The following is a 25,811-nucleotide window of genomic DNA, read 5'->3' as shown; positions in this document are numbered from 1 at the left end:
CCTCCTGCGCCGCGTTCCGTATCCGGTCCGCGCCACGCCGGCCGGTCCTGCCGCACGCCCGCCCTGCCCCACACCGGCGCGGCCGGCCGGCATCTCCTTGCCGGTTCGTTCCTTCGCCGTCCCGTCCCCCCCCTCCCCGCGAAAGCCGAGGTTCCGCCATGACCACCGCCCTCACCGAGCTCCGCATCACCCCGGCCGCCGGCCGGATCGGCGCGATCGTGCACGACGTCCGGCTCGGCGGCGACCTGCCCGCCGAGACCGTCGCTGCCGTCGAGGCCGCGCTGTACGAGCACAAGGTGCTGTTCTTCCGCGGCCAGAACCACCTGGACGACGCCGAACACGAGGCGTTCGCCCGCCTGTTGGGCCAGCCGGTCGGCCACCCGACGGTGCCCAGCGCGGACGGCCGGTACATCTTCGAGCTGGATGCCACCAAGGGGGTGCGCGCCAACAACTGGCACACCGACGTCACCTTCGTCCCGTCCTACCCGAAGGCCTCGATCCTCCGCTCGCTGGAACTCCCGCCGGCCGGCGGCTCCACCGTCTGGGCCAACACCGTCGCCGCCTACCAGGACCTGCCGGAGCCGCTGAAGGTGCTGGCGGAGAGCCTGCGGGCGGTTCACACCAACGACTACGACTACGCGGCGAGCCTGGCCCTGCGGCCCGAGCTGGCCGACAACGCGGAGATCGCCAAGCTGTTCCGCCAGGTGTTCGTCTCGACCGCGTTCAAGACCGAGCACCCGCTGGTCCGCGTGCACCCGGTGACCGGCGAGAAGACGCTGCTGCTCGGCGCGTTCGCGCAGCGCATCGTGGGCGTGTCGGGGGCCGACAGCCGCGCCCTGATCGACCTCTTCCAGCGGTACGTCGAGCGGCTGGAGAACACCGTGCGCTGGGAGTGGCAGGTCGGCGACGTGGCGGTCTGGGACAACCGCGCCACCCAGCACTACGCCGTCAACGACTACGGCGACGAGCCGCGCCTGGTCCGCCGGATCACCCTGGACGGCGACCTGCCGGTGGGCGTGGACGGCACCCCGAGCCGTCTGCTGGAGCCGACCGAGCCGCCCAAGGTGGCCGGTCTCGTCCCGGCCGAGGAGCTGGAGGCCTCCCTCCCGGCATGAGCCGACCGGCCCGGGCCCGGGCCGTCCCCCGGGGCCCGGGCCACCACCCGCAGGCCGGCGCCCCGCAACCCCGTAGCCCCGCAGCCCGAAAGGCACCCGCGATGTCCGACACGCTCCCGCACCCCGCCCTCCGCCCCGCGGACGACCGGCGGACCGGCGACGACCGCCGTATCGGGGACGAGCGGCGGACCGGCGACGAGCGCCGTATCGGGGACGACCGGCGGGATGTCAACGCCGCCACCGTGCTGCGGACCGTGCTCGACCGCGGGCCGATCGCCCGCAGCCGGGTCGCCGCACTCACCGGGCTGAGCGCCTCCGCGGTGTCCCGGCAGGTGGTGGACCTCACCCGGATCGGACTGCTCTGCGAGCGGCCCGAGTTGACCGGCGGCGGGGCGGGCACGGTCGGGCGGCCGCAGCTGCCGGTGGACATCGACACCGGCCGACTGGCGGTGGCGGGGCTGCACATCGGGGTGCCGTACACCACCTTCTCCCTGCTGGACCTGCGCGGAAACGTGCTCCGCCGACAGGAGTTGAGCAACCGCGGCCGTACCGGGCACGCCGTGCTGGGGCCACTGCTGGAGCGGCTGCCCCGGCTGCTCGCCCAGGTGCCGGGTGGCCGGACGGTGGTCGGGCTGGGCGCCGTCACCGGTGGCACGGTCGATCCGGACCGCGGCATGACTGTCCGGCATGATCCGCTCCGATGGAAGGACATGCCGCTCGGCGAGCTGCTCTCCCGGGCCTCCGGACTGCCGGTGCGGGTGGACAACCACGCCCGGGCGCTCACCCAGGCGGAGATCCTCTTCGGGCACCCGGCCGCCCGCCGCTCCATGGTGCACCTCTTCGTCGGGCACGTGGTGGACGCGGCGCTCGCGGTGGCCGGCGTGGTGCACCTGGGCCCCGCCTCGGCCACCGGCGACGTCGCCCACCTGCCGGTGCCGGGCGACGACACGCTCTGCCACTGCGGCCGGACCGGCTGTCTGGCGGCCGCCGCCTCGGACACCACGCTCTTCGAGGCGGCGGCCGCGGACGGGATCACCTCCCGGCCCGACCGGGCCGAGCTGATCGCCGCCGTGCAGGCCGGGGACCGGCGGGCCGGCCTCCTGGTCCGCCGCCGGGCCGCGATCGTCGGTCGGGCCCTCGCCCTGCTGGCGGACGTGGTCAACCCCGACCTGCTGGTGCTCACCGAGACCTTCGCGGTACTCGACCCGGTCTACCTGGACGTGGTCCGGGCCGAGTTCGCGCTCCGCTCGCACCTGCACCGGGACGCGGACCTGCTGATCGCCCAGCGGCGCGGGGCCGACGCGCTCGCTGTGGCGGCCGGCGCCGCCGTCCTGGGCGTGCTGTACGCCCGGCCGCTCCAGGCGACGGCGTCCGCCCCGGCGCCGCCCGCCGGCCCCGGCCGGCTGCTCTGACCGGACGACCCCGCCACCCCACGACCCGGCACCCCCCGCCGCCCAGTACCCCAGCCCCACCCCTCCCACTCGCCCGCCCGCCCGACCACCCCGTCGAAGGACCCGTTATGACCGCGTTCACCACTTCCTCCGCCCCCGGCGTCTCCCGCCGGGCCCTGCTCCGCGGAGGCCTCGCCGGCGCCGGCCTGCTGACGCTGGCGGCCTGCCGTTCGGCCGCGGACACCGCCACCTCCGCCGCGAGCGGATCGGCGGGCCCGCGCCGGGGCGGCGTCCTCACGGTGGGCGCCGGTGTCGACTTCACCCCGAGCCTGCTCTTCGCCCAGAGTGCCAACACCCTCGTCCAGCGCCTGGTCTTCAACACCCTGACCAGGTACGACGACCGGCTCCAGCCGCAGCCCGAGCTGGCCACCTCCTGGCAGGTGGCGGCGGACGGTACCGGGGTCACGCTGAAGCTGCGCGAGGACGTGCTCTTCCACAGCGGCCGCAAGTTCACCGCGGACGACGTGGTGTTCGCCGTCAAGAACCTCCAGAACCCGGCCCGCTCGGCCCAGTTGCGGTCCACCGCCGCGGCCGTCACGGACTTCCGGAAGAACGGCGACTTCGAGCTGACCCTCGTCCTCGCCCACCCGGTGAGCAACCTCTTCGACCTCTTCGAGTTCATGATCATCCCGGATTCGGTCAGCGTCGAGGAGGCCGTCGCCGGCACCAAACTGATCGGCACCGGCCCGTTCACGCTCACCGACCGAAAGCCCGGCAGCTCCATCACCTTCGCCCGCAACGAGAAGTACTGGAACCCCGGCCGGCCCTACCTGGACGGCGTGGAGATCCGGATCGTCCCGCAGGCGGAGTCCCTGCTGTCCTCGCTCAGGACCGGCCAGACCCAGCTGTCCTACTCCGTGCGCGGCAAGGACGTGGCCACCCTCAAGGACGACCCGCAGTTCCACATCAAGCAGTACGACACCGGCGCCGGCGCCTACTACATCGGCGCCAACCTCACCGGCGAGCACGTGGGCGACAAGCGCGTCCGGCAGGCCATCGCCTGGGCGGTGGACCGCGAGCGGCTCGTCCAGCAGGCCCTCGGCGGGTACGGCACCGTCTCCTCCGCCCCCTGGCCCAAGTCCTCGCCCGCTTACAGCGAGGCCAACGCCACCCGCTACAGCCACAACCCGGACAAGGCGCGGGCGCTGCTCAAGGACGCGGGCCTCGACAGCATCACCCTGCCGTTCGCGCACTCCAACGAGCCCGGCTCCACCGCCGTCGCCCAGATCCTGCAGTACGACCTCAAGCAGGTCGGCATCGAGACGGTGCTCCAGCCCACCGATTCCCCCACCATGCAGAAGCAGCTCATCTCCCAGACCATGCCCGCCCTCTGGACGCTCAGCCACGGCTTCGCCCAGCTGCACCCGGCCACCCTGGCGGTCAGCGCCTACCCGTTCAACGAGGCGAAGAACAGCTCGCGCTTCAGCTCGCCCGCCTACACGGGCGTCGTCCAGAAGGCCTGGAACCGGCCGGACAGCGACGGCGCCGAGGCCAAGGCGCTCTACCAGCAGATCACCGACGTGCTGCTGGACGAGGAGTTCGTCATCGACCTCGCCATCGCCGGCCTGGTCGAGGTCGCCGGCGGCAAGGCCCGCGGCGCCGACCTCAACAAGTTCGGCTACCTCAACCTCGACGACGCCTACCTGACGGCCTGACCGATGCGCACCTTCCTCGTCAAACGGCTGCCCTCGGGGCTGCTCGTCCTCGTCCTCGCCTCCTTCCTGGTCTTCCTCATCCTCCGGCTGATCCCCGGCGACCCGGCCACCTCGCTGGCCGGGCCCGACGCCGGGCCGGAGGCCGTCGCCGCCGTCCGCGGCCGGCTCGGCCTCGACCGACCGCTGCCCACCCAGTACGTCAGCTGGCTCGGCCACCTCGTCACCGGGGATCTCGGGCCCAGCTACGCGATCGGCGGGCAGGTCGCCGACCTGATCGGCAACGGCCTCGGTGCCACCGTCCAACTCACCCTCGGCGCCCTGCTGCTGGTGATCCTGATCGCCCTCCCGCTGGGGGTGCTCGGCGCGACCACCCGGCGCCGGCCGGTCGCCGCCGCCGTCCGCGCCTTCACCACCGCGGTCCTCGCCGTGCCCCCGTTCGTCACCGGCGTCCTGCTGGTGCTGCTCCTCGCGGTCACCCTCGGGCTGCTGCCGGCCGGCGGCCACGAGTCGCTGCTCGACCAGCCCGACCTCGCCGTCCAGTACCTGTTGATGCCGGCCGTCTGCCTGGCCCTGCCGAGCGCCGCCGTGCTCGCCCGCTACCTCAAGGACGGCATGGAGCGCGCGCTCGCCGAGGACTACGTCCGCACCGCCACCGCACTCGGCGTCTCCCGCCGGCGGATCGTCTGGCAGCACGCCCTGCCCAACGCGCTGCCGCCCGCGATCACCGTGCTCGGCCTGCAGATCGGCCAACTCATCGCCGGCGCCGTCCTGGTGGAGCGGATCTTCGCCTGGCCCGGCCTCGGCCAGCTGATCGAACAGGGCGTGATCCGCCGCGACTACCCCGTCGTGCAGGACCTCCTGCTACTGATCGTCGCCGTCTACGTCACCGTCCAGCTGCTCACCGACCTGGTGTACGCGTGGCTGGACCCCCGGATCCGGTGGGAGTGAAACCGATGACCGTCCTCACGGCCGACCGGCCGAAGTCCCCCGGCGCCCGCCGCCACAACCGCTACCTGGCCGGGCTGCTGACCGGGCGCGGCCTCACCGGCCTGGTCCTGGTCGGCGTGATCGCCCTGGCCGCCCTCACCGCGCCGCTGCTCACCGACCTCGACCCGAACGCCCAGAGCGCGCTGGCCCTGGCCGGGCCGAGCGCCGCCCACCCCTTCGGCACCGACGACCTGGGCCGCGACCTCTTCAGCCGGGTGCTGCACGGCACCGGCACCGACCTCGCGATCACCTTCGCCGCGGTGCCGGCCGGCGCCCTGCTGGGCTGCTCCTTCGCCCTGCTCGCGGCCTCGTCCCGGGTGGCCGACCTCGCCGTCCAGCGCGTCTTCGACCTGCTGCTCGCCTTCCCCGGGATCATCCTGGCCCTGGCTGTCACGGCCGTCCTCGGCCCCGGCCGCTGGCCGGTCCTGATCGTCATCGCGCTCGCCGAGATCCCGGGCTTCGGCCGCCAGTTGCGGGCCGGCATCCTCGTCCAGCGGGAGCGCGAGTACGCCCTGGCCGCCCGGGTCGGCGGAGCCTCCCGGCTCCGGGTGCTGCTGCGCCACGTCGTCCCCAACGCGGCCGACCCGCTGATCGTGCAGACCGCCGTCGCGCTCTCCATCGGCGTCTTCATCGAGGGCGCGATGAGCTTCCTCGGCCTCGGCGTCCGGCCGCCGGAGCCCACCCTCGGCTCGATCCTCAGCCAGTCCGTCGCCTACCTCTCCACCCAGCCCACGTTCGCGGCCGCCCCGCTGGCCGCCACGACCGCCCTGGTCCTCGGCTTCACCCTGATCGCCGAGGCGCTGAACAAGGGAGTGCGCCGATGAGCCGCCCGGCGAGCCGCACGGAGCACGGCCCCGACAGCCACCCGGAGCACGGCCCCGCCAGCCGCCCGGGGAGCAGTCCCGAGAGGAGCCCGGTGCTCCGGGTCCGCGACCTCACCGTCGAGTTCGGCGGCGCGGGGGAGGGAGCCGGAGCCGCCACCGGCCGGGGGGTCAGCGCCGCCCCCGGGGTCCGCGCCGTCGACGGGGTCGGCTTCGAGCTGGCGGCCGGGGAGACGCTCGGGCTGGTCGGCGAGTCCGGCTCCGGCAAGTCGACCACCGCGCTGGCCCTGCTGCGGATGCTGCCGCCGGGCGGCCGGATCACCGGCGGTTCGGTCGAGCTCGACGGCCAGGACCTCGCCGTGCTGCCCGAGCCGGCCCTGCGCGAGCTGCGCGGACGGCGGATCGCGATGATCTTCCAGGATCCGATGTCCTCGCTGAACCCGGTGCTCACCGTGGGCAAGCAGCTGGACGAGGCCCTGCGGGCGCACGGCACGGCGGACCGCACCGCGCGGGCCGCCCGGGCGGTCGAGCTGCTCGGCCTGGTCGGCATCCCCGACGCCGCCGGCCGGCTGCGCGACCACCCGCACCAGTTCTCCGGCGGCCAGCGCCAGCGGATCATGATCGCGCTCGCCCTCGCCCACGAAGCCGAGGTGCTCGTCGCCGACGAACCGACCACCGCACTCGACCCGACCGTCCAGCAGCAGATCCTCCGGCTGCTGGCCCGGATCAACCGGGAGACCGGCACCGCCCTCGTGGTGATCAGCCACGACCTCGGCGTGATCGCCCGGACGTGCCGCCGGATCCTGGTGATGCGGGAAGGCCGGGTGGTCGAGCAGGGCCGGACGGCCGAGGTGCTCGCGGCGCCCCGGCACCCGTACACCAAGGAGCTGCTGGCCGCCGTGCCACGGCTGGATGCCCCCTCCGAGGCCGCCGCCAACAGCACCCCGGGCCCCGAACCGCTGCTCACCGTCAGCGGGGTGGGCAAGACGTACGGGCCGCGCCGACGGGCCGTCACCGCGCTGGACGGCGTCGACCTCGTCCTGCACCCCGGCGAGACGCTCGGGCTGGTCGGCGAGTCCGGCTCCGGCAAGTCGACGCTGGCCCGCGCGCTGGTCCAGGTGCACGCCCCCTCGGCCGGCACCATCCGGTTCCGCGGCGAGGAGTTCGGCCGCGGCGGCGGTGCCGCCGCCCGCCGCGAGGTGCAGATGGTCTTCCAGGACCCGTACGCCTCGCTCAACCCCCGGATGACGGCCGGGCAGATCATCGCCGAACCGCTGATCGCCCACGGGCTCGGCGACCGGGCGACCCGGGAGAAGCGGGTCGCCGAACTGCTCCGGCAGGTCGGGCTGGATCCGGCCGCGGCCGACCGGCACCCGCGCGCCTTCTCCGGCGGCCAGCGCCAGCGGATCGGCATCGCCCGGGCGCTGGCGCCCGAGCCGAGCGTGCTGATCTGCGACGAGCCGGTCTCCGCGCTGGACGTCTCGGTGCAGGCGCAGGTGATCGAGCTGCTCGCCCGGCTCCAGCGCGAGCTCGGGCTCGCCATCCTCTTCATCGCCCACGACCTCGCGGTGGTCCGGCAGGTGAGCCACCGGATCGCGGTGATGCACCGCGGCCGGATCGTCGAGACCGGCCCGGCCGACCGCGTCGTCACCGCGCCCGAACACCCGTACACCGCCGAACTCCTGGCCGCCGTCCCCCGGCTGGAGTCCGCCCCGCAGCTCGCCCCGCACCTCACCACCCGGAGCCCCGTATGACCAGCACCCCGGACCCGCACCGCCCCGACGCGGACGCCCGCCCCGACGCGGTCGGCACCGGCACCGGCACCGGCACCGCCGCCGACACCGCCGCCGACACCGCCGCCGACCCGCACCGCCGCGACCCCTACGCCGGGTTCCCCGGCACCGTCGGCCGCACCTTCGGCGCCTCCACCCCCGCCTGGCCGGAGCCGGTCCGCCCGCGCGAGGGCGCGCCCAACATCGTCGTCGTCCTGATCGACGACATGGGGTACAGCGACATCGGCCCGTTCGGCTCCGAGATCCCCACGCCCACCCTGGACGGGCTCGCGGCGACCGGCGTCAAGCTGGCCAACTACCACACCATGCCGCTCTGCTCTCCCGCCCGCGCCGCCCTCCTCACCGGCCTCAACCCGCACCGGGTCGGCTACTCCTTCGTCGCCAACGCCGACCCCGGGTTCCCCGGCTACGGCATGGAGGTCGCCGGGGACATCCCCACCCTCGCCGAGCTGCTGCACGACCGGGGCTACGCCACCTACGCCGTCGGCAAGTGGCACCTCACCCGGGACTCCGCCTCCAACGCGGCCGACAACCGCGCCAACTGGCCGCTGCAGAAAGGCTTCGACCAGTACTACGGCGTGCTGGAGGGCCTCACCAGCCTGTTCCACCCGCACCAACTCGTCCGCGACAACAGCCCGCTGGACATCGACGAGTTCCCCGAGGGCTACTACTACACCGACGACATCACCGACCAGGCGATCGCCATGGTGAAGTCGCTGCGGGCGCACGACGCCGAGAAGCCGTTCCTGCTCTACCTGGCGCACAACGCGGTGCACGGCCCGCTCCAGGCCAAGCCGGCCGACCTCGCCCGGCACAAGGGCCGGTACGACGGCGGCTGGGACGAGCTGCGCGCCGCCCGGTTCGCCCGCCAGCTCGCCGGCGGTCACTTCCCGCCCGGCACCGAGCTGCCCGAGCGCAACGGCGAAGCCGGTCACGATGTCGGCCCGTGGGACGAACTCACCGACGTCCAGAAGAAGGTGTACGCCCGCTACATGGAGGTGTACGCCGCCATGGTCGACAACGTCGACCAGAACCTCGGCCGGCTCACCGACACCCTCGCCGCGCTCGGCGAACTCGACAACACCATCATCGTGTTCACCTCGGACAACGGCGGCACCGGCGAGGGAGGCGCGGAGGGCACCCGCAGCTACTTCAGCCGCTTCGTCCACCACCCGAACCTGCCCGAGGACTGGAACCCCGACGTGGAGCGGGAGATCGAGCTGATCGGCGGCCCGCAGTCCCTCGTCCACTACCCGCGCGGCTGGGGCATGGCCTCCAACACGCCGTTCCGCTTCTACAAGGGCCAGACCTACGCGGGCGGCGTCCGGGTGCCGTTCGTGCTCTCCTGGCCGGCCGGGCTGCCCCGCGCCGAAGCTGACGGCGGGGTCCGCGCGCAGTACCAGTACGTCACCGACATCCTGCCCACCCTGCTCGAACTCGCTGGTGTCGAAAGGCCGTCGGAGCGCCGCGGGCAACCGGTGCAGTCGCTCGACGGCATCAGCTTCGCCCCCGTGCTGCGCACGCCCGGCGCGCCGTCCACCCACCCCGAGCAGTACTGCGAGATGACCGGCAACCGCAGCTACTACCGCGACGGCTGGAAGCTGGTCACCCTGCACCGGTTCGGCGCGCCGTACGACGACAGCGAGTGGGCCCTGTACGACCTGCGCACCGACCCGACCGAGATCCACGATGTCGCCGCCGACCACCCGGAACTGGTCGAGGAGTTGGCCGCCGCGTGGGAGGCCGCCGCCTGGCGCAACGGCGTGTTCCCGCTGGCCGACGGCAGCGGCGCCCTCGCCCTGCGCGGCCCCGAGGCCGACCGCCTCCGCCGGCCGGTCACCCTGCTGGCCGGCACCCCCGAGCTGGAGCGCTACCGCTCCTCCCGCCTGATCTCCTTCCGCTCCTTCGCCGTCGAGGTCGAGCTGACCGCCCACGGCGCGGACGACCGGGGCGTCCTGGTCTCGCACGGCGACCAGGGCGGCGGCTACAGCCTCTACGTCGAGGACGGCCGGCTGCACTTCGCCTACAACCAGTACGGCGAGCTCTTCGAGGCCGACGGCGGCCCGCTCGCGCCGGGCGCCCGCCGGATCACCCTGGAGGCCACGGCCGTGGCCGACCTCAAGTGGGAGTTCCGCATCCTGGTGGACGGCGCGGAGGGCGGCCGGCTCGGCCCGGTGCACCAACTGATCGGCATGGCACCGTTCCAGGGCATCAGCGTCGGGATCGACCGCAAGTCCCCGGTCTCCTGGCCGGTGCACGAACGGCACCGCTCCTTCCGCTACACCGGCGGACTGCACGCCGTCACCTACCTGCCCGGTGAGCCGGCGCCGTACGACCCCGAGACGGTCGTCCGGGCGCTGCGGGAGGCGGCGGCCGCCTTCGAGTAGACCGCCCGGCCCGGCCGGCCTCAGCGACTGAAGAACGGGCAACGCCTCCCTCCCCGGTGCGGGCGCCGCCGTGCCGACGAGCGGCAGCCTGGGGCGCTTCTTCGGGGTGATCTTCGCCGGGTACGGACTGGCCTGGTTGTGGGTCGCCCGGCAGCGGCCGATCCCGGCGACGGCCGTGCGCGGGCCGGCCGGGGCGGGAGCTGGAGCCGGGGGTGCGGCAGCGGTGGGGGACGGCTCCGGCCGGCGGGTCGTGATCTTCACCCGGGCCACCGAGTACGAGTCCGATCGGGTCGACGTTCTCCACGGTCAACCTCCGCACCATGGTCTCCTGGCGTACCGGCAACCCGACCGCGGCCCTCCCGACGGTGTTCAAGCTCGTCGAGTCCGCACCGGTCGATGGCGCGCAATCACCGGCGCTCACCTGGTCCCCCCGGTTCGCACCGGCACCCGCTTCGACGATGGCGTCCGGGGCCCGGCGCGGTGCGGGTCACCTCCGTCGCGCTGCGGGTGGCGCGGCCGTTGAGGCCCACCTGGGTGGGAGTCAGGGCGAGGGCGTGCCGGGAGGTGATCTTCTCCGGCAGGTCGAGGGCCACCTCGGGGCCGTCCTTGCGGTGGCGCACTGCTCCTGGTACGCGACTGGCCACTGACCCGGCCGGGGGACGAGGAACCTCGCCTACCTCGCCCAGTTCCCGCAGATCGGCCCGGCCGTTCCCGACTCGGCACCCGATGAGTACTACCGCAGCGGCCGCCGCCAGGCGGTGGTGCTGTCCGTTCCCGGGTACGCCGCCGAACAGGCAGTGTTGGCCATGGCCGTCCACACCCATCCGTCGGGGGCGACGGTCCTCACCCTCACCGGGGAGCTGCTGGAGGACGCCGCTGACCGATCGAGCCATCGGCGCGGTGGACCGGGGGTTCGGGGCCCCGGACTGTTCCAGAAGCATTCGGCATCCGTCACGTCAGAACGCTTCACAGCCCCGGGGCCGACCGGAGAGACCAGCCCACTGTCGCACCGTGACAAGATCCGAACCACGGGGGAGACGGCCCGCACCGCATGGTGTCGGCAGGAGTTGTTCAAGGCATCCCGGCCTACTCCTGCCCGACCTTCTGCAACAGGTCTCAGGTGCCCATGATCCTCGCGAAAGTCGCCGGATCGGCATCGAAGCCGTAGACGCCGGGCTGGAATCCCCAGGCCCCCGAGCTGTCCCGGACGAACTCCGCGACCCTCGCCGCTGTTGCCTCACCGGCGCCGGCGAAGTCCACAGCCGCGAACTCATCGCGCCCGTTCCGGATCTTCACCACGGGGTTCGCTATGTCCCCGAACGTCAGTCGGCCGGCGTTCTGTTGGATGGCGACGCCCACGACCACCCGGACGTAGCGGTCGGCCAGACGGTCGAGCTCCAGGACGAGGCGTTCGTCGACGCCGAGGCCCTTGCCGTCAAGGCTGTCGCGGGTGAGGGTGATCGTGCCGTCGGGAGCGCGGTGGTCGAAGTGAACCAGGTAGGCGGGGGCGCCGGACGGGGCGGCGGCGGTGTATGTCGCGGCGACGAGGTCCAGATCGTGGCGGGCCGAGCCTGCGGGACTCGGATCCCACAACAGGCCTACTTCGATCCGTTCCAGACCCTTGTTGAGACTGCTCACCGGACTGTCCCTTCGTCGTCGCACCGACCGGATCTGCGCTGTTGCGTACCAGTCCTTGGCGGTTAACAGCATTGCCATAATATGTAATTGACATACTATCAATAGCAGTCGGCGCCTCGGGCCGACACGGGCGTGACCGTGCTCATCATCGAACCCCAGATCCGCCCTCTGACCTACCCAGACTTCGGGCCCCGCGAGACCTTCGCCGCCCCGCCAGCGGCCGCTGGCTGACCGGCGGGGTGCGGCCCGTCCGGACCGGCCAGACCCTCCACGGTCGTGACGGCGGCGCCGTCCTGGGCGACGGCCGGCAGCAGGCAGCGGTTGACCCGCCGTCCGTCCAGCAGCACGGTGCAGGCGCCCCACTGGCCGTGGTCGCAGCCCTGCTTCGCGCCGGTCAGTACGAGCCGCTCGCGGAGCACGTCGAGGAGCGTGGCCCGGTGGTCGACCACGAGCGTGTGCGCCCGGCCGTTCGCGGTCAGGGTGATCTCGCTGCCGGTCGGCAGCGTGTGGGTGGGGTCCATGGGCCACGCATTCCACCGGGTGTCCGGGAGGACAACTGTGGATCCTCGCGACCACCGCTTCGCCGCACGTTCCGTCCCCCTTCAGGGGCATCCGGCACCCGCGGGCACCCGTCTCCCGTCGGCACCCGGTGGTGGCCGGTGGCCCTGGTCCGCCGTCCGGTGTCCGCACGGCCTGGGGACCGACCGTGTCGGGGCCCCCGTCCCGGGTAGGCGCCGTGCGGTGCTCCCGCCGGCGAGGAGAGGGCCGTGTCCGGCGCGGCGGGATCCGGGACACCTGGGGGCGCGCCGAGATCCGGGCCGGGTGGCGCCGGCCCGAGGAGAGGACCCGTGGTGCCATGGACCCGACCGAAGCACTCCGGCGGATCGCCTTCCTGCTCGAATGGCGCGGCGCCTCCCCTTACCGGGTCCGGGCCTTCCACACGGCGGCCGACGCGGTCGGAGCACTGCCCGTCGGCCCGGTCGACGCGGCGGCGGCGGGTCGACTGCGCGGCGTCGGCCCGGTGACCGCGGAGGTGATCGCCCAGGCTTCGGCGGGCGGGACACCCGCCTACCTCGCGCGGCTGGAGTCGGACGTCGGCCTGGCCGCCCGGTCCGGCTGGGAGCTGGTGACCGCGAGCGCCGGGGACTGCCACATGCACTCCGACTGGTCCGACGGCGGCAGCCCGATCGAGGAGATGGCGGATGCCGCCCGCGCGCTGGGGCACCGCTGGGCCGTGCTCACCGACCACTCGCCGAGGCTCACCGTCGCGCACGGCCTCGGCCCGGAGCGGCTGCGGCTCCAACTGGAAGCGGTGGCGGCCGTCGACAGCCGCCCGGGGGCGCTGCGGCTGCTCTCCGGGATCGAGTGCGACATCCTGGACGACGGCTCGCTGGACCAGACGGAGGAACTGCTCGGCCGCCTCGACGTGGTCGTGGCGTCGGTGCACTCGAAGCTGCGCGCCGAACCGGGCCCGATGACCGCCCGGATGGTGGCGGCGGTGGGCAACCCCTACACCGACGTGCTCGGGCACTGCACCGGTCGGATCGTCACCGGCCGGGGCCGGCCGCAGTCGCGTTTCGACGCCGCTGCCGTCTTCCGGGCCTGCGCCGAGGCCGACACGGCGGTGGAGATCAACTGCCGGCCCGAGCGGCGGGACCCGCCCGACGACCTGCTGCTGCTGGCGGCAGAGGCGGGCTGCCTGTTCGCCGTGGACACCGACGCCCACGCGCCGGAGCAGTTGCACTGGCAGAGCTCCGGCTACGCGCGCGCCGCACGCATCGGCCTGGGGCGGGACCGGCTGGTGACGACCTGGCCGCGCGAGCGGCTGCTGGAGTGGACCGGCCGGTCCCGCGCCCGGGCCTGAGAGCCCTGACCGGCCGAGCGGGTCGGACGACCGTCACCGGCCTGCCGGGGGCGTGCCTGCCGTCGCCGCGGGCCGCGGCCGGAGGGGCCGGCTGCTCACCCCGCGCCGCTGCGCGTCCGCGCCGGGCGGATGTCCGCCGCCCCCGGGTGGACGGCGAACACCGTCGCCGTCCCGGTCGTGTCCAGGACCCGCCACACCCTCGGCCGTACTCCGGCCAGGCGCAGTGACGTACCCGCACGCTCGGCCTCCGACCGCAGGAGCAGGAGGGCGTTGAGCCCGGTGGAGTCGCAGAAGCCCACGCCCCGCAGATCGACCGCGAGTACCTCGGGCGGCGGGGTCGCGGCCAGCCGTTGTCGCAGTGCGCCCTGGAGCGTCTCGGCGGTCTGGATGTCCAGTGCGCCGTTCACGGTGCACACGACCACGCCGTCGCGTTCCTCGGAGCACGAGACCGCGAGCAGTCCTCCCGTGGAAGCCCTTCCGGTCATGGTGAACACCTCCAGCCGCGACGTCTACCCTTGCGGGCCCATCCGAACCGCGGCCGCCGCCCTCCGGCTGCTCCCCGCCGGCCGGGCCGGCGGGGAGCAGCCGGGGCGCAGGGGGTGCCACGGCCACCAGGAGTGGACGCCGGAGCGGCGGGTATGCGCGAGACATGATCACCCTTGGAGTGGAGGAGGAGTACCTCCTGCTCGACCGTTCGGCCGGCACCCCCGTCGCACGTGCCGCACAGGTGCGCCGGGCGGCCGACCTGCAGCCCGCGATGGACCACGGCGAGGTGCAACGCGAGCTGCTGCAGGCGCAGTTGGAGGTAGCGACGCCCGTCTGCCGGGAACTCGACGAGATCGGCGGACACCTCGTCCGGATGCGGCACGCGCTGGGCGAGGCGGCGCGCCAGGACGGTTGCCTCCTCGCGGCCTGCGCGAGTGCGCCGTTCACCGACCGGCTGCCCGTGCCGGTGACCGACACCGCCCGTTACCGGGCCATCCACAGCGACGCTCGGCGCCTCACCGACGAGCAGCTCATCTGCGGCATGCACATCCACCTGGGCATCCCCGACCGGGCCACCGGCGTCGCGCTGCAGAACCGACTGCGGCCGTGGCTTCCCCTGCTGGTCGCGCTGGCCGCGAACTCGCCGCTGTCCCAGGGCACCGACACCGGCTTCGCCAGTTGGCGCACGGTGGTCTTCAACCGCTGGCCCGTCAGCGGTCTGCCGCCGTTCATCGACGGCCCCGAGGAGTACGACCGGCGGATCCGGGCCCTCGTGGAGGACCGGTTGATCCCGGACACCGGCCAGATCTACTGGCACATCAGGCTCTCGGAGCGCTACCCGACCGTCGAGATCCGCGCCATGGACGTCCAGCTGCGCCCGGACGAGGCGGTGATGCTCGCCGGTACCGTCCGTGCCCTCGCCACCCGGCTGCTCGGCGAGGAGATACCCGGCCCGCCGGCCGCCGCGTTCCGGCCGGAGACCCTGGACGCGGCCCTGTGGCGCGGCGCCCGCCACGGTTGCGCCGATGAGGTCTTCGACCCGCTCCACGGCGGGCTGCGGGCGTTCGGCGACGCGGTCGCCGCCCTGGTGGAGTTCACCGCCCCCGCGATGGGGGACGACGGCAGGCACATCACCCCGGTGCTGGAGCGGGCCCTGCGCGAGGGCAACGGAGCGGTCCGCCAGCTCGGCGAACTGCGCCGCGCCGGCCGCGAGGGTCTGGTCCGCATGATCGCCGACCAGACCACGGGGGCCTGAGCCCCCGCCGGGCCGCGTCCGGCCCGCGCGGGGCCGCCGCCTCACAGGGCGTGTTCGGCCGCAGCGGGGGAGGCTTCAGGCGGCCTCCCGGGTGTCCTCGGCCACCTCGGCGTCCCGGCGCAGCCGGATGGGCTCGCCCTCGGCGCAACCGTGCAGGTCGAGCGTGCAGCACTTGGCGGCGCCGCCGGCCTTGAGGAACTCGCCCATCCCGACGCCGATCGGCTGGAACCCCCGCTCCTCCAACTGCGCGGCCAGCCGGACGGCGGACGGGGGCAGGACGACGTGGCGGCCGTCGGAGACGGCGTTGAGGGCGAAGGCCTCCGCCTCGGCGCGTTCGGCGAGCAGGGCGTCCGGGAACAGGGCCTCCAGCGTGGCGCGGGCCGCCGGGTCGAAGGCGCCGGGGTAGTACATGGCCTCGGTGTCCCCGAGTACGGCCAGCGCGGTGTCCAGGTGGTAGAAGCGGGGGTCGGTCAGGGTCAGTGTCACCACGGGGAGTCCCAGGAGGGCCTGGACCTCGGCGTGGGCGGCCGGTTCCGTACGGAATCCGGTCCCGGCCAGGAGCAGGCCGGCGGCCGGCAGGATGTCGCCCTGGCCCTCGTTGACGTGGCCGGCCGTGGCGACCCGGCGGAAGGTCCGCTCGGTGAACCACTGCCGGTAGGCGTCCGCCTCCGCCGCGCGCTCCGGGTGCCGGAACCTGGAGACCAGCACGCGCTGGTCGACGACGCTCGCCGCGTTCGCCGCGAAGACCATGTCCGGCAGACCCGGGCGCGGCTCCACCAGGCTCACGCTGTGCCCCAGGTCGCGGTACAGGCTCACCAGGCGTTCCCACTGGCGGACCGCCCGGGCCGAGTCGACCGGCCGGGCGGGATCCATCCAGGGGTTGATCGCGTAGTCGACGGCGAAGTACGTCGGCCGGCACATCAGGTAGTGGCGCTTCCGTGCGGTTCGCAGAGCTGGTGACATCGACGCCCCCTGTGGTCGTGGCGACGCGCCGGGATCGGCGCCCGTCCCCGAGGGCCGCTGAGCCGGCCGCTCGGGCGTGTGCCCGAGCGGGCCCGGGCCGAAACGGCGCGTCCGGGCGCCGCTTGGGAGCGGCCGCGACTGGGCAGCCGCCAGGGTGCCGATCCCGCTCACACCGATCCCGTCCACACCGACGCCGGACGGACCGGCCCCAGTCACACCGGCCCCGGTCACAGTGGCACCGTGCCGTCCGAGCGCGGTCCGCCGCCCGGACGGTCGGGAGCGGTGCACCCCGGCCGGCCCCCGGGCGGTGCTCGGCAATCGACGGAAGGCGGTCGGACCATGGTCTGGGTTCTGTTGCTGGTGATCGCGGCGATCGTGCTCGGACTGATCGGCGCGGTCGCCGAAGGTCTGGCGTACCTGCTGGTCATCGGCGTCGTGGTGTTCCTCGTGGCACTCGCGGTGGCCGCGTTCCGGGTCCGGCGAGCCGGTCGGCGGCCGATGCGCTGACCCGGTCCGGCGGGGCCGGGCCAGCTGCTCACTCGGACGGACCGCAGGTTAGTCCGGGCGGATGCCGGGCAGCCGCTCGGACGGACAGGGACGTCCGACGACAGGAGACGGGCATGATGCGACAGCGGGGCCGGACGGCGTTCACCGGGACCGAGGAGCGCCGGGCAGCCCGGCGAGGGGCCCCGGACGGCCTTCGGAGCGGGCGGTGAACGCCCTGCCCGAGGCCCGGGGCCCGCTCTCCGGCGCCGTACTCGAAGCCGTCGCGGCCGGCCCGCCGGGCTCCGGCCGGCCGGTCGTGGCACCGGGGCCGCCCTCGGACCCGTGGGGGGAGGACCACCAGCTCGCCCTCCACCTGTGCTACGACCTGCACGACCGCGGTCTGGCGGGCGTGGACCCCGACTGGGAGTGGGATCCCGCCCTGCTGGCGTTCCGGCGGGAGCTCGAAGTGCCGTTCCTCGCCGCCGTCCGGGATCAGGCGAAGCCGGCGGAGCGGGTCGGTGACGCCCTGGAACAGCTGCTGACCGAGCCCGTCGACGGCTCCGGGCCGTCGCACTACCTGCTCGCCGAGGGCGAGCGCTGGCAGGCCCGGGAGTACCTGGTGCACCGCTCGGTCTACCACCTCAAGGAGGCCGACCCGCAGCTGTGGATGATCCCCCGGGTGCACGGTCCGGCGCAGGCGGCCCTGATGGCGGTCGCGTTCGACGAGTACGGCGCGGGCCGGCCGGACCGCGCCCACGCCCTGCTCTTCGCCCGGATGATGGCGGACCTGGGCCTCGACCCCGGCTACGGGCACTACCTGGACCGCGTTCCGGCCCCCGCGCTGGCGGTGGTCAACCTGATGACCCTGTTCGGCCTGCACCGGTCCCTGCGGGGCGCGGCGGTCGGCCTGTTCGCCGTCGTCGAGGTCACCTCCTCGCCGGGTTCCGCCCGGCTGGCGGCCGCCCTGGAACGGCTGGGCGCGGGGCCGGACGGCACGCTCTTCTACCGCGAGCACATCGAGGCGGACGCCGTTCACGAACAGCTGATGCGGCGCGGTGTCATCGGAGAGCTGCTCGCGAGCGAGGCGGAGCTGGAGCCCGACATCGCGTTCGGCATCGCGGCGGCCGAGGTGGTGGACGACCGGTTCGCCGCCCACCTGCTGGAGCACTGGAAGGCCGGCCGCAGTTCGCTGCGCTCACCCCTGCCGGACGGGCCCGCCTGAGCCCGGCCCGACCCGACCCGACCGGGCGGCTCCCTGACGGGCCGGAGGGCCGGGGCGCCGTCGCCGACCAGCCCGACCGCCGCCCACGCACGCCGGACGCTCGGCCGGGAAAGCCCCGGCCGAGCGTCTCTGCGCGCTGCTCGCGGCCTTGGCCCACCGGTCAGGTGGTGCGACGACCGCTGGAAACCGCCCGAAACGGCCCGGCCGCCCGCTCGGCCGGCCCGAGCCGCCCGGCGTCGGGAGGATCCGGCGCCGGGCGGCTCCGGCGTCAGGGCGCCCGGACGTCCGCCCCGGGAGCCTCCGGCTCGTCGTCGTCCTCCTCCGAGCCCTCGGCCTTGGCCCGCACGTCCGCCGGGGTGGGGGCCGTGACGGACCTCTCCTCCGCGGAGCGGTCCCGTGCCTGCTCACCGTCCCGTACCTGTACCTGCTCGTCGTCCGGGGTGCTCATGGCGTGTTCCTCTCGCTGCGCCGCTTCCCCCGCCGGGGGAGCGGGGCGCCAGGCGGCTTCCCCGCTCCCTCTGTCCCGCACGGAGCCGGGGTCGCGTAGGCACCCGGCCGGCGGACTCCGCGAAGCTCCGGCGGGGCCCGACGGCTCAGCGGACCGTGATCCCGATCAGACAGGTGTCGTCGTCGGTGTCGGAGCTGCTGTACCGCAGGAGGTGGTCGAGCCGGCGGTCGAGCTCCGCGACGCCGTCCGCGTCCCCGGCGGTGCTCAGCAGGTCGGCGAGCGACTGCTCCAGGGAGCGGTCCCGGCGCTCGATCAGGCCGTCGGTGTACATCATCAGGGTGTCCCCGGCCTCCAGCCGGATCTCCCCCTCGTCGTAGTCGGCCTGGTCGATCGCACCGAGCAGGATGCCGGCGACGGTGGGCAGCTCGGTCGCGCGGCCGTCCCGCACCAGGATGGGCGGGAGGTGACCCGCCCTGGCCCACCGAAGGGCCCGGGTCCGCGGATCGTAGAGGGCGCAGACGGTCGTCGCGGTGACGTTGTCGGTGAGGTGGTGGGTCACGGTGTTCAGCCAGCCCAGGAGCTGGCCAGGGCCGGCACCGGTGGCGGCCAGCCCGCGCAGGGCGTTGCGCAGCGCGACCATCCCGGTCGCCGCTTCGATGCCGTGTCCGGCGACGTCGCCCACGCACAGCAGCACCTGGCCGGTGGGCAGGGCGAGGGCGTCGTACCAGTCGCCGCCGACCAGGTGGTCCTTCTCGGCGGGCCGGTAGCGCACCGCCACGCGCAGGTCGTGCAGGTCCAACGGGCCGCGGCTGGGCGGCATGATGGCGTGCTGCAGCTGCAGGGCCAGCCGGTTGCGTTCGGCGGCCTGCTGTTCGGTGTGGGCGAGCTGGTCGCGGGTGGCGGCGAGGGCGACCTCGGTCCAGTGCTGGGCGGAGACGTCCTGGTAGGCGCCGCGGACGGCGACGATGCGGGCGTCGGCGTCGAGGACGGGCTCGGCGACCACCCGGATGTGCCGGGCGATCCCGTCGGCGCGCTGGAGGCGGAAGGCCGTCGAGGCGGGCCGCTGGTGGTGTAGCAGGGTGCGCAGGAACCGGCCGATGGCATGCCCGTCGTCGGGGTGCGCATGGGTCGGCAACTGCTCCAGCGGGACGGGTTCGGCGTGCGGGGGGAGGCCGTGGAGGTCGAACAGGGTCTCGTTCCAGGCGATCTCGCCGGTGTGCAGGTTCTCCTCGAAGCCGCCGATGCGCCCGAGGCGCTGGGCGTGCTGGAGCAGGTTGGCGACCCGGGCGGTACCGTCCTCGGTCCGCCACACGACGACCGCGTAGGCCCCGTGGCGGCTGATGCTCACCCGGGCCCGGGTGGTCAGCCGGACGCCGTCCACCAGCGCGGACAGGATCATCCCCGGCGAGCGGAAGGACTCGCCGGTCGCGAGGACGTGTTCGATCATCTCGAAGAGGCCGCCCGGCTCGGCGGCCAGCGGGTAGGCCTCCAGCAGCCGGGCGCCGACGATGGCGCTGCGCGGCCGCCCGGCGAAGTCCTCGAAGCTCGGGTTGAGGTGCTTGATCAGGTAGTCGGTGGCCCGGCCGGACGCGTCGACGTCCGGGTGCATGATCAGGCAGGGGTCGTTCAGGCCGTGGACCAGTTCCAGCAGGTCGGTGGTCTCCGGGTCGGTGCCGCCGTTGGTGTCGACGACGGCCGGGCGGGACTCCAGGGCGGTGACGCACAGTTCCGCCAGGGCCTCGAACTGCCGTTGCAGCGACTGGGACTGCGGAGGCAGGCCGCCGCTCCAGCAGACCTCCAGGACGCCGGTGATCCGGCCGCCCGCGCCCGCCGGTACCGCCAGCCGTCCGCCGCCGAACTCCCGCTGCCCGATCGAGGGGAGGCCCGCGGCGGCCAGCGACTGGTAGGTCGCGGTGGCCCGCTCGGTCAGCGCGCGGCGCGCGGGGACGGGCACCCCGGGCGGGACATGGCGCCAGCGCCTCGCCTCCTCCTCCGCGAAACCGGCACTGCCGGCCAGTGTCAGGGACTGGTCGGAGTTGGCCGCCCAGATCGCCACCGCCTGCGCTCCGAGCGGCCGCAGCGCGTGTTCGAGGGCGGACTGCGCGACGGCCTGGACGTCGTCGGCCCCGAGCATGCCGGTCTCCGCGCTGCGCAGCCGAACGCCCACCGACGGCTCGCCGGTGGAGGCCAGGAACTCGCGGGCGAGGTCCGCGATCCGGTCGTGCGAGGCCTGGTTGACCAGGTCGGCCGCCAGCTCCAGGACGGACACGTTGGACTGGCCCGCCAGGTCTTCGAGCTGCCGGAGGGCGTCGGCGGGGCCGTAGCCCAGGCGCTCGACCAGGATCCCCTTGGCGAGTTCGATCAAGGCCCGGCCGTCCGCCTCGGCCCGCGCCAGGGTGAGTTCGCGGCGCAGGCGTTCGACGGTGGTGGTCAGCCGGCCGATGACACCGGAGTCGGCCGGCTTGTCCGGAGGCCGGCCGACCGGCGACCGCTGGGCGACGACGGACTGGGCGGGCATCCGGTTCACCACGTCGCCGTGGTGCGGCGCGGGGTTGGGGCGGTCGTCTGCGTCCCGAGGCGGTTGGCGGTCGCGCATCGGTATCTCCTCGGGTTGCACGGTGTCGGGTCGAGTGGCCTGGTCCGGTGGGGGTCGCGCTACGGCCTCAGCCACCGCTCGATGCAGGTGATCAGGTCGCGCGCGTCGACCGGCTTGGTGACGTAGTCGCTGGCCCCGGAGGCGAGACTCTTCTCCCGGTCACCCATCATCGCCTTCGCGGTGACGGCGATGATCGGCAGATCGGTGTACGCGGGCATGGCGCGGATCGCGGTGGTGGCGGCGTAGCCGTCCATCTCCGGCATCATGACGTCCATCAGGATCAGGTCGACACCGGCGTTGCGGGTGAGGGTGTCGATCGCGGCGCGGCCGTTCTCGGCCTGCAGCACCCGCATGCCGTGCAGTTCCAGGATCCCGGTCAGTGCGTACAGGTTGCGGTCGTCATCGTCGACCACCAGGACGGTCCGTCCGGCGAGCGAGCCGTCGACGTCCTGGGCGAGCGGGGTGGCCGGGTCCTCGGCACGGACCAGCGGCAGCACGTCGCCGGGCTGCTCCGCGCTCAGGTGCAGGGCGATGCGCTCGCGCAACTCGTCCAGGCTGGAGAGGAGTTCGAGCGGCTGCACGGTGGCGCGCTGTTGCAGGAGCCGCTCCTGCTCGGCCCCCAGGCGCCGGTTGTTGTGCGCCAGGACGGGCACGCTGTGCAGCGCGGCGTCCCGTGCCATCTCCTCCAGGAAGTCCAGCGCCGCGCCGTTCGGCAGGTCCAGTTCGAGGACCACGCAGTGGCACGGCGTCGCGGCGAGGGTCTCCGCCGCCTCCTGGGCCCCTACCGTGGTGATGACCTCGACCGCCCCGCGCGGTCCGCCGAGGTCGGCGTGCCCGGTCAGGTCGGCGACGGCGCTCTCCGCGACGAGGGAGAGCAGGCCGCGCTGCCGCTCCTCGATGACCAGCAGCCGCTTGGGCTGGGCGACCTCCGGCGTGCCCGGCTGCCCGGCCTGCTCGTCCTGGCCCGGCCGGGCCGACTCGGCCGGGCCGGGCTCCAGGGCCTCCCGCGGGGCCTGGCCGCTCAGTTCGACGAACTCCGCCCTGGCCGCGGGCAGGTAGAGCGAGAAGGTGCTGCCCTGACCCGGGGTGCTCTGCGCGGTGATGGCGCCGCCGAGGAGGAAGGCGATCTCCCGGCTGATGGACAGACCCAGGCCGGTACCGCCGTACTTGCGGCTGGTGGTGCCGTCGGCCTGCTGGAACGCGCCGAAGACGCTCTCCAGGTGCTGGGGGTCGATCCCGATGCCGGTGTCCACGACGTGGAAGGCGACCACCGGACCGTCGTCGCGGCGGGCGACCTCGGGCAGCTGCGCGCCGTCCGCGAGCTCGATGCGCAGGTCGACGCTGCCCCGCTCGGTGAACTTCACCGCGTTGGACAGCAGGTTGCGCAGGACCTGCCGCAGCCGGTAGTCGTCGGTGAGCAGTTCGGCGGGTACTCCGGCGGCGGTGGTGACCTGGAAGGCCAGGCTCTTCTGGCTGGTCAGCGGCCGGAACGTGGCCTCGACGTAGTCGAGCAGCTGGCGCAGCGGGATGCGCTCCGGGGAGACGTCCATCTTCCCGGCCTCGACCTTCGAGAGGTCGAGGATGTCGTTGATGAGCTGCAGCAGGTCGGAGCCGGCGGAGTGGATGATCCCGGCGTACTCGACCTGCTTGGCCGTCAGATTGCGGGTCGGGTTCTGGGCGAGCAGCTGAGCGAGGATCAGCAGGCTGTTGAGCGGCGTGCGCAGCTCGTGGCTCATGTTGGCCAGGAACTCCGACTTGTAGGTGGAGGCCAGCGAGAGCTGGTGTGCGCGGTCCTCCAGCTCCTGGCGGGCCTGCTCGATCTCCAGGTTCTTGGTCTCGATGTCCCGGTTCTGGGCGGCGAGCAGGGCGGCCTTGTCCTCCAGTTCCGCGTTGGAGGACTGCAGCTCCTCCTGGCGGGCCTGCAACTCCGCGGATCGGACCTGCAGTTCGGAGGTGAGGCGCTGGGACTCGCCGAGCAGCTCGTCCGTCCTGGCGTTGGCGACGATGGTGTTCACGTTGACGCCGATGGTCTCCATCAGCTGTTCCAGGAAGGCCTGGTGCACCGGGGTGAAGTCCTGGAGCGCGGCGAGCTCGATGACGCCGAGCACCTGCTCCTCGACGACGATCGGCAGCACGATCAGCGAGGTCGGCTCGGCCCGGCCCAGGCCCGAGGAGACGCTCACGTAGCCGGCCGGCAGCCGGTCGACGGCGATCGTGCGCCGGCTGCGGGCGGCCTGGCCGACGAAGGACTCGCCGAGCCTGAACCGGGTGGGGCTCGCGCCGGCGGGGAAGGCGTAGGACCCGATCAGGTTGAGGAAGGTGGCGCCGCCGGTGTCCTCGGCCAGGTAGAAGGCGCCGTACTGGGCGGCGACGAGCGGGGTGATCTCGTCCATGATCAGCTCGGCGACGACGGGCAGGTCGCGCCGGCCCTGCATCAGGGCGGAGATCCGGGCGAGGTTGGACTTGAGCCAGTCCTGCTCCTCGTTGGCCCGGGTGGTCTCACGCAGGGACTCCACCATGAAGTTGATGTTGTCCTTGAGGTCGGCGACCTCGCCGGAGGCGTCCACGGTGATCGAGCGGGTCAGGTCGCCCTCGGCGACCGCGCTGGTGACCTCGGCGATCGCGCGGACCTGGCGGGTGAGGTTGCCGGCCAGCTCGTTGACGTTCTCGGTGAGCCGCTTCCAGGTGCCGGAGACGCCCTCGACCTCGGCCTGGCCGCCGAGCCGGCCCTCGCTGCCGACCTCGCGGGCCACCCGGGTGACCTCCGCGGCGAAGGCGCTCAGCTGGTCGACCATGGTGTTGATGGTGGTCTTGAGCTCCAGGATCTCGCCCCGCGCGTCCACGTCGATCTTGCGGGTGAGGTCGCCCTTGGCGACGGCGGTGGTGACCTGGGCGATGTTGCGGACCTGGCTGGTGAGGTTGTGCGCCATGAAGTTGACGTTGTCGGTGAGGTCCTTCCAGGTGCCGGCCACGTTCGGGACCCGGGCCTGGCCGCCCAGGGTGCCCTCGGTGCCGACCTCGCGGGCCACCCGGGTCACCTCGTCCGCGAACGCGGAGAGCGTGTCGACCATGGTGTTGATGACGCCGGCCAGCGCGGCGACCTCGCCCTTGGCCTCGACGGTGATCTTCTGCGAGAGGTCGCCCTTGGCGACGGCGGTGGCCACCTGGGCGATCGAGCGGACCTGGCCGGTGAGGTTGCCGGCCATCACGTTGACGTTGTCGGTGAGGTCCTTCCAGGTGCCGGAGGCACCACGGACGGTGGCCTGGCCGCCGAGGTTGCCCTCGGTGCCGACCTCGCGGGCCACCCGGGTCACCTCGTCCGCGAAGGCGCTCAGCTGGTCGACCATCGTGTTGATGGTCTCCTTCAGCTCCAGGATCTCGCCGCGCGCGTCCACCCGGATCTTCTGGGAGAGGTCGCCCTGGGCGACGGCGGTGGTCACCTGGGCGATGGAGCGGACCTGGGCGGTGAGGTTGTCGGCCATGACGTTGACCGACTCGGTGAGGTCCCGCCAGGTGCCGGAGACGTCCCGGACGTCGGCCTGGCCGCCCAGGCGTCCCTCGGTGCCGACCTCGCGGGCCACCCGGGTCACCTCGCCGGCGAAGGCGCTCAGCTGGTCGACCATCGTGTTGATGGTCTCCTTCAGCTCCAGGATCTCGCCGCGCGCGTCGACGTTGATCTTCTGGGACAGGTCGCCCTTGGCGACGGCGGTGGCCACCTGGGCGATGGAGCGGACCTGGGCGGTGAGGTTGCCGGCCATGAAGTTGACCGAGTCGGTGAGGTCGCGCCAGGTGCCGGAGACACCCTTGACGTCGGCCTGGCCGCCGAGCCGGCCGTCGGTGCCGACCTCGCGGGCCACCCGGGTCACCTCGCCGGCGAAGGCGGACAGCTGGTCGACCATCGTGTTGACGGTGTTCTTGAGTTCGAGGATCTCGCCGCGGGCGTCGACGGTGATGGTCTGCGACAGGTCGCCCTTGGCGACGGCGGTGGCCACCTGGGCGATGTCGCGGACCTGGGTGGTGAGGTTGCCGGCCATCGCGTTGACGGAGTCGGTCAGGTCCTTCCACGTCCCCGACACGCCGGGCACCTTGGCCTGGCCGCCGAGCCGGCCGTCGGTGCCGACCTCGCGGGCGACCCTGGTCACCTCGGAGGTGAACAGGGAGAGCTGGTCGACCATGCCGTTGAACACGGTGGCGATCTCGCCCAGCAGCCCGTCGGCATCGTCGGGCAGCCGGGTGCCGAAGTCGCCGTCGCGTACGGCGGTCAGCCCGGCCAGCAGCCGCCGCAGGTCCGGTTCCCCGACCTGCGCGGTGTCGCTCGTCGTGCGCTGTGCCTGGGACTTCGTCGTGCCCGCCATCGGGACGTCGCTTCCTCGTCAGGTGCCGGGCCGAAGGCCCGCCACAGTCACCGCCCGCTCCGGCCTCGGACCCGGCCGAGGGCCGGGCCACACGGCCGCGCAAGGCACCAGTCCGTACCGTCAGGGACGGTACTCCACCTGTTCCGCCAGGGTGAACTCCCCCGTCGGGACGGGGCCGTGACCCCGCTCACGTCGGGCCCCCCGCCCCCACGGGCAGCAGGGCGGCGGCGGGCTCGGCGAGCCCGGCCAGCCGGAGTTCGGGCAGGCCGGTCGGCGGCAGACCGTCGCC

The 25,811-nt window shown here is 73.7% G+C and carries 17 protein-coding genes and 2 pseudogenes; 12 read left to right on the top strand and 7 right to left on the bottom strand.

Translation table 11 applies throughout. The features are described 5' to 3' along the window. Positions 1 to 158 precede the first annotated feature (158 nt). The 8 genes and pseudogenes from ABZ495_RS18185 to ABZ495_RS18150 form a co-directional block, all read left to right on the top strand. Entirely contained in the window at positions 159 to 1,115 is a 957-nt protein-coding gene (locus ABZ495_RS18185) for a TauD/TfdA family dioxygenase (protein WP_352291314.1), read from the top strand. Between the two features lie 101 nt (positions 1,116 to 1,216). Continuing rightward, positions 1,217 to 2,527, top strand: a complete 1,311-nt coding sequence (locus ABZ495_RS18180) for an ROK family protein (protein ID WP_359836793.1) — start codon at positions 1,217 to 1,219, stop codon at positions 2,525 to 2,527. Positions 2,528 to 2,634: 107 nt separating this feature from the next. Then, entirely contained in the window at positions 2,635 to 4,221 is a 1,587-nt protein-coding gene (locus ABZ495_RS18175) for an ABC transporter substrate-binding protein (RefSeq protein ID WP_359836791.1), read from the top strand. Between the two features lie 3 nt (positions 4,222 to 4,224). Then, on the top strand, positions 4,225 to 5,169 hold the full coding sequence (locus tag ABZ495_RS18170; RefSeq protein WP_359836789.1) for an ABC transporter permease: 945 nt from the start codon (positions 4,225 to 4,227) through the stop codon (positions 5,167 to 5,169). Between the two features lie 5 nt (positions 5,170 to 5,174). Further along, positions 5,175 to 6,032 carry an ABC transporter permease gene (locus tag ABZ495_RS18165; protein ID WP_359808331.1) on the top strand — a complete coding sequence of 286 codons (858 nt, stop codon included), beginning with the start codon at positions 5,175 to 5,177 and terminating at the stop codon, positions 6,030 to 6,032. Continuing rightward, positions 6,029 to 7,783: an ABC transporter ATP-binding protein gene (locus ABZ495_RS18160; protein ID WP_359836787.1), complete on the top strand. Its 1,755-nt coding sequence runs from the start codon at positions 6,029 to 6,031 to the stop codon at positions 7,781 to 7,783. Before ABZ495_RS18165 ends, ABZ495_RS18160 begins: the two co-directional genes overlap by 4 nt. Continuing rightward, positions 7,780 to 10,209 carry an arylsulfatase gene (locus tag ABZ495_RS18155; protein WP_359836785.1) on the top strand — a complete coding sequence of 810 codons (2,430 nt, stop codon included), beginning with the start codon at positions 7,780 to 7,782 and terminating at the stop codon, positions 10,207 to 10,209. The genes ABZ495_RS18160 and ABZ495_RS18155 overlap by 4 nt, the downstream gene beginning before the upstream one ends. Before the next feature lie 37 nt (positions 10,210 to 10,246). After that, positions 10,247 to 10,402: pseudogene (locus tag ABZ495_RS18150) on the top strand (DUF4345 domain-containing protein); the annotation flags it as partial. Positions 10,403 to 11,325: 923 nt separating this feature from the next. On the opposite strand, the gene ABZ495_RS18145 reads toward ABZ495_RS18150, so the two are convergent. Together ABZ495_RS18145 and ABZ495_RS18140 are read right to left on the bottom strand one after the other, a co-directional pair. Then, complete coding sequence (locus ABZ495_RS18145) at positions 11,326 to 11,847, bottom strand: TerD family protein (protein ID WP_359836782.1); 522 nt, start codon at positions 11,845 to 11,847, stop codon at positions 11,326 to 11,328. 257 nt (positions 11,848 to 12,104) lie between these two features. Then, positions 12,105 to 12,368, bottom strand: a pseudogene (locus tag ABZ495_RS18140) (2Fe-2S iron-sulfur cluster-binding protein); the annotation flags it as partial. Between the two features lie 335 nt (positions 12,369 to 12,703). Between ABZ495_RS18140 and ABZ495_RS18135 the strand changes: the two are divergent. Further along, complete coding sequence (locus tag ABZ495_RS18135) at positions 12,704 to 13,711, top strand: PHP domain-containing protein (protein WP_359810060.1); 1,008 nt, start codon at positions 12,704 to 12,706, stop codon at positions 13,709 to 13,711. A 95-nt stretch (positions 13,712 to 13,806) separates the two neighbouring features. Here ABZ495_RS18135 and ABZ495_RS18130 read toward each other — a convergent pair whose 3' ends face one another. After that, positions 13,807 to 14,196 carry an STAS domain-containing protein gene (locus ABZ495_RS18130; protein WP_359810063.1) on the bottom strand — a complete coding sequence of 130 codons (390 nt, stop codon included), beginning with the start codon at positions 14,194 to 14,196 and terminating at the stop codon, positions 13,807 to 13,809. A 164-nt stretch (positions 14,197 to 14,360) separates the two neighbouring features. Here ABZ495_RS18130 and ABZ495_RS18125 point away from each other — a divergent pair, with 164 nt between their 5' ends. Further along, on the top strand, positions 14,361 to 15,452 hold the full coding sequence (locus ABZ495_RS18125; protein ID WP_359810066.1) for a glutamate--cysteine ligase: 1,092 nt from the start codon (positions 14,361 to 14,363) through the stop codon (positions 15,450 to 15,452). 75 nt (positions 15,453 to 15,527) lie between these two features. Here ABZ495_RS18125 and ddaH read toward each other — a convergent pair whose 3' ends face one another. Then, the gene (gene ddaH / locus ABZ495_RS18120; RefSeq protein WP_359810069.1) at positions 15,528 to 16,415 is read right to left on the bottom strand and encodes a dimethylargininase; all 888 of its coding nucleotides are present in this window, start codon (positions 16,413 to 16,415) and stop codon (positions 15,528 to 15,530) included. A 339-nt stretch (positions 16,416 to 16,754) separates the two neighbouring features. Here ddaH and ABZ495_RS18115 point away from each other — a divergent pair, with 339 nt between their 5' ends. Next, positions 16,755 to 16,922 (top strand): hypothetical protein, encoded by a 168-nt coding sequence (locus ABZ495_RS18115; RefSeq protein WP_359810071.1) that lies wholly within the window; start codon positions 16,755 to 16,757, stop codon positions 16,920 to 16,922. Between the two features lie 205 nt (positions 16,923 to 17,127). Next, a complete protein-coding gene (locus tag ABZ495_RS18110; RefSeq protein WP_359836780.1) occupies positions 17,128 to 18,123 on the top strand; it encodes an iron-containing redox enzyme family protein in 996 nt (331 codons plus the stop codon). 268 nt (positions 18,124 to 18,391) lie between these two features. Here ABZ495_RS18110 and ABZ495_RS18105 read toward each other — a convergent pair whose 3' ends face one another. From ABZ495_RS18105 to ABZ495_RS18095, 3 genes are all read right to left on the bottom strand, one after another. After that, on the bottom strand, positions 18,392 to 18,571 hold the full coding sequence (locus tag ABZ495_RS18105) for a hypothetical protein (protein ID WP_359810076.1): 180 nt from the start codon (positions 18,569 to 18,571) through the stop codon (positions 18,392 to 18,394). Between the two features lie 145 nt (positions 18,572 to 18,716). Next, on the bottom strand, positions 18,717 to 21,167 hold the full coding sequence (locus tag ABZ495_RS18100; RefSeq protein ID WP_359810079.1) for a SpoIIE family protein phosphatase: 2,451 nt from the start codon (positions 21,165 to 21,167) through the stop codon (positions 18,717 to 18,719). 59 nt (positions 21,168 to 21,226) lie between these two features. Continuing rightward, positions 21,227 to 25,522 carry a HAMP domain-containing protein gene (locus ABZ495_RS18095; protein WP_359836779.1) on the bottom strand — a complete coding sequence of 1,432 codons (4,296 nt, stop codon included), beginning with the start codon at positions 25,520 to 25,522 and terminating at the stop codon, positions 21,227 to 21,229. Between the last annotated feature and the right edge of the window lie 289 nt (positions 25,523 to 25,811).

The organism is Kitasatospora sp. NPDC005748 (assembly GCF_040630735.1).
In the GTDB taxonomy this organism is placed as follows: Bacteria; Actinomycetota; Actinomycetes; order Streptomycetales; family Streptomycetaceae; genus Kitasatospora.
The sequence above is the reverse complement of the archived record's forward strand: the minus strand, read 5'-3'. Positions and strand labels throughout refer to the sequence as shown.

Coding starts and splice junctions, on each gene's coding strand:
- ABZ495_RS18185 (WP_352291314.1), top strand. CDS start 159: ATGACCACCGCCCTCACCGAGCTCCGCATCACCCCGGCCGCCGGCCGG.
- ABZ495_RS18180 (WP_359836793.1), top strand. CDS start 1,217: ATGTCCGACACGCTCCCGCACCCCGCCCTCCGCCCCGCGGACGACCGG.
- ABZ495_RS18175 (WP_359836791.1), top strand. CDS start 2,635: ATGACCGCGTTCACCACTTCCTCCGCCCCCGGCGTCTCCCGCCGGGCC.
- ABZ495_RS18170 (WP_359836789.1), top strand. CDS start 4,225: ATGCGCACCTTCCTCGTCAAACGGCTGCCCTCGGGGCTGCTCGTCCTC.
- ABZ495_RS18165 (WP_359808331.1), top strand. CDS start 5,175: ATGACCGTCCTCACGGCCGACCGGCCGAAGTCCCCCGGCGCCCGCCGC.
- ABZ495_RS18160 (WP_359836787.1), top strand. CDS start 6,029: ATGAGCCGCCCGGCGAGCCGCACGGAGCACGGCCCCGACAGCCACCCG.
- ABZ495_RS18155 (WP_359836785.1), top strand. CDS start 7,780: ATGACCAGCACCCCGGACCCGCACCGCCCCGACGCGGACGCCCGCCCC.
- ABZ495_RS18135 (WP_359810060.1), top strand. CDS start 12,704: ATGGACCCGACCGAAGCACTCCGGCGGATCGCCTTCCTGCTCGAATGG.
- ABZ495_RS18130 (WP_359810063.1), bottom strand. CDS start 14,196: ATGACCGGAAGGGCTTCCACGGGAGGACTGCTCGCGGTCTCGTGCTCC.
- ABZ495_RS18125 (WP_359810066.1), top strand. CDS start 14,361: ATGATCACCCTTGGAGTGGAGGAGGAGTACCTCCTGCTCGACCGTTCG.
- ddaH (WP_359810069.1), bottom strand. CDS start 16,415: ATGTCACCAGCTCTGCGAACCGCACGGAAGCGCCACTACCTGATGTGC.
- ABZ495_RS18115 (WP_359810071.1), top strand. CDS start 16,755: ATGGTCTGGGTTCTGTTGCTGGTGATCGCGGCGATCGTGCTCGGACTG.
- ABZ495_RS18105 (WP_359810076.1), bottom strand. CDS start 18,571: ATGAGCACCCCGGACGACGAGCAGGTACAGGTACGGGACGGTGAGCAG.
- ABZ495_RS18100 (WP_359810079.1), bottom strand. CDS start 21,167: ATGCGCGACCGCCAACCGCCTCGGGACGCAGACGACCGCCCCAACCCC.
- ABZ495_RS18095 (WP_359836779.1), bottom strand. CDS start 25,522: ATGGCGGGCACGACGAAGTCCCAGGCACAGCGCACGACGAGCGACACC.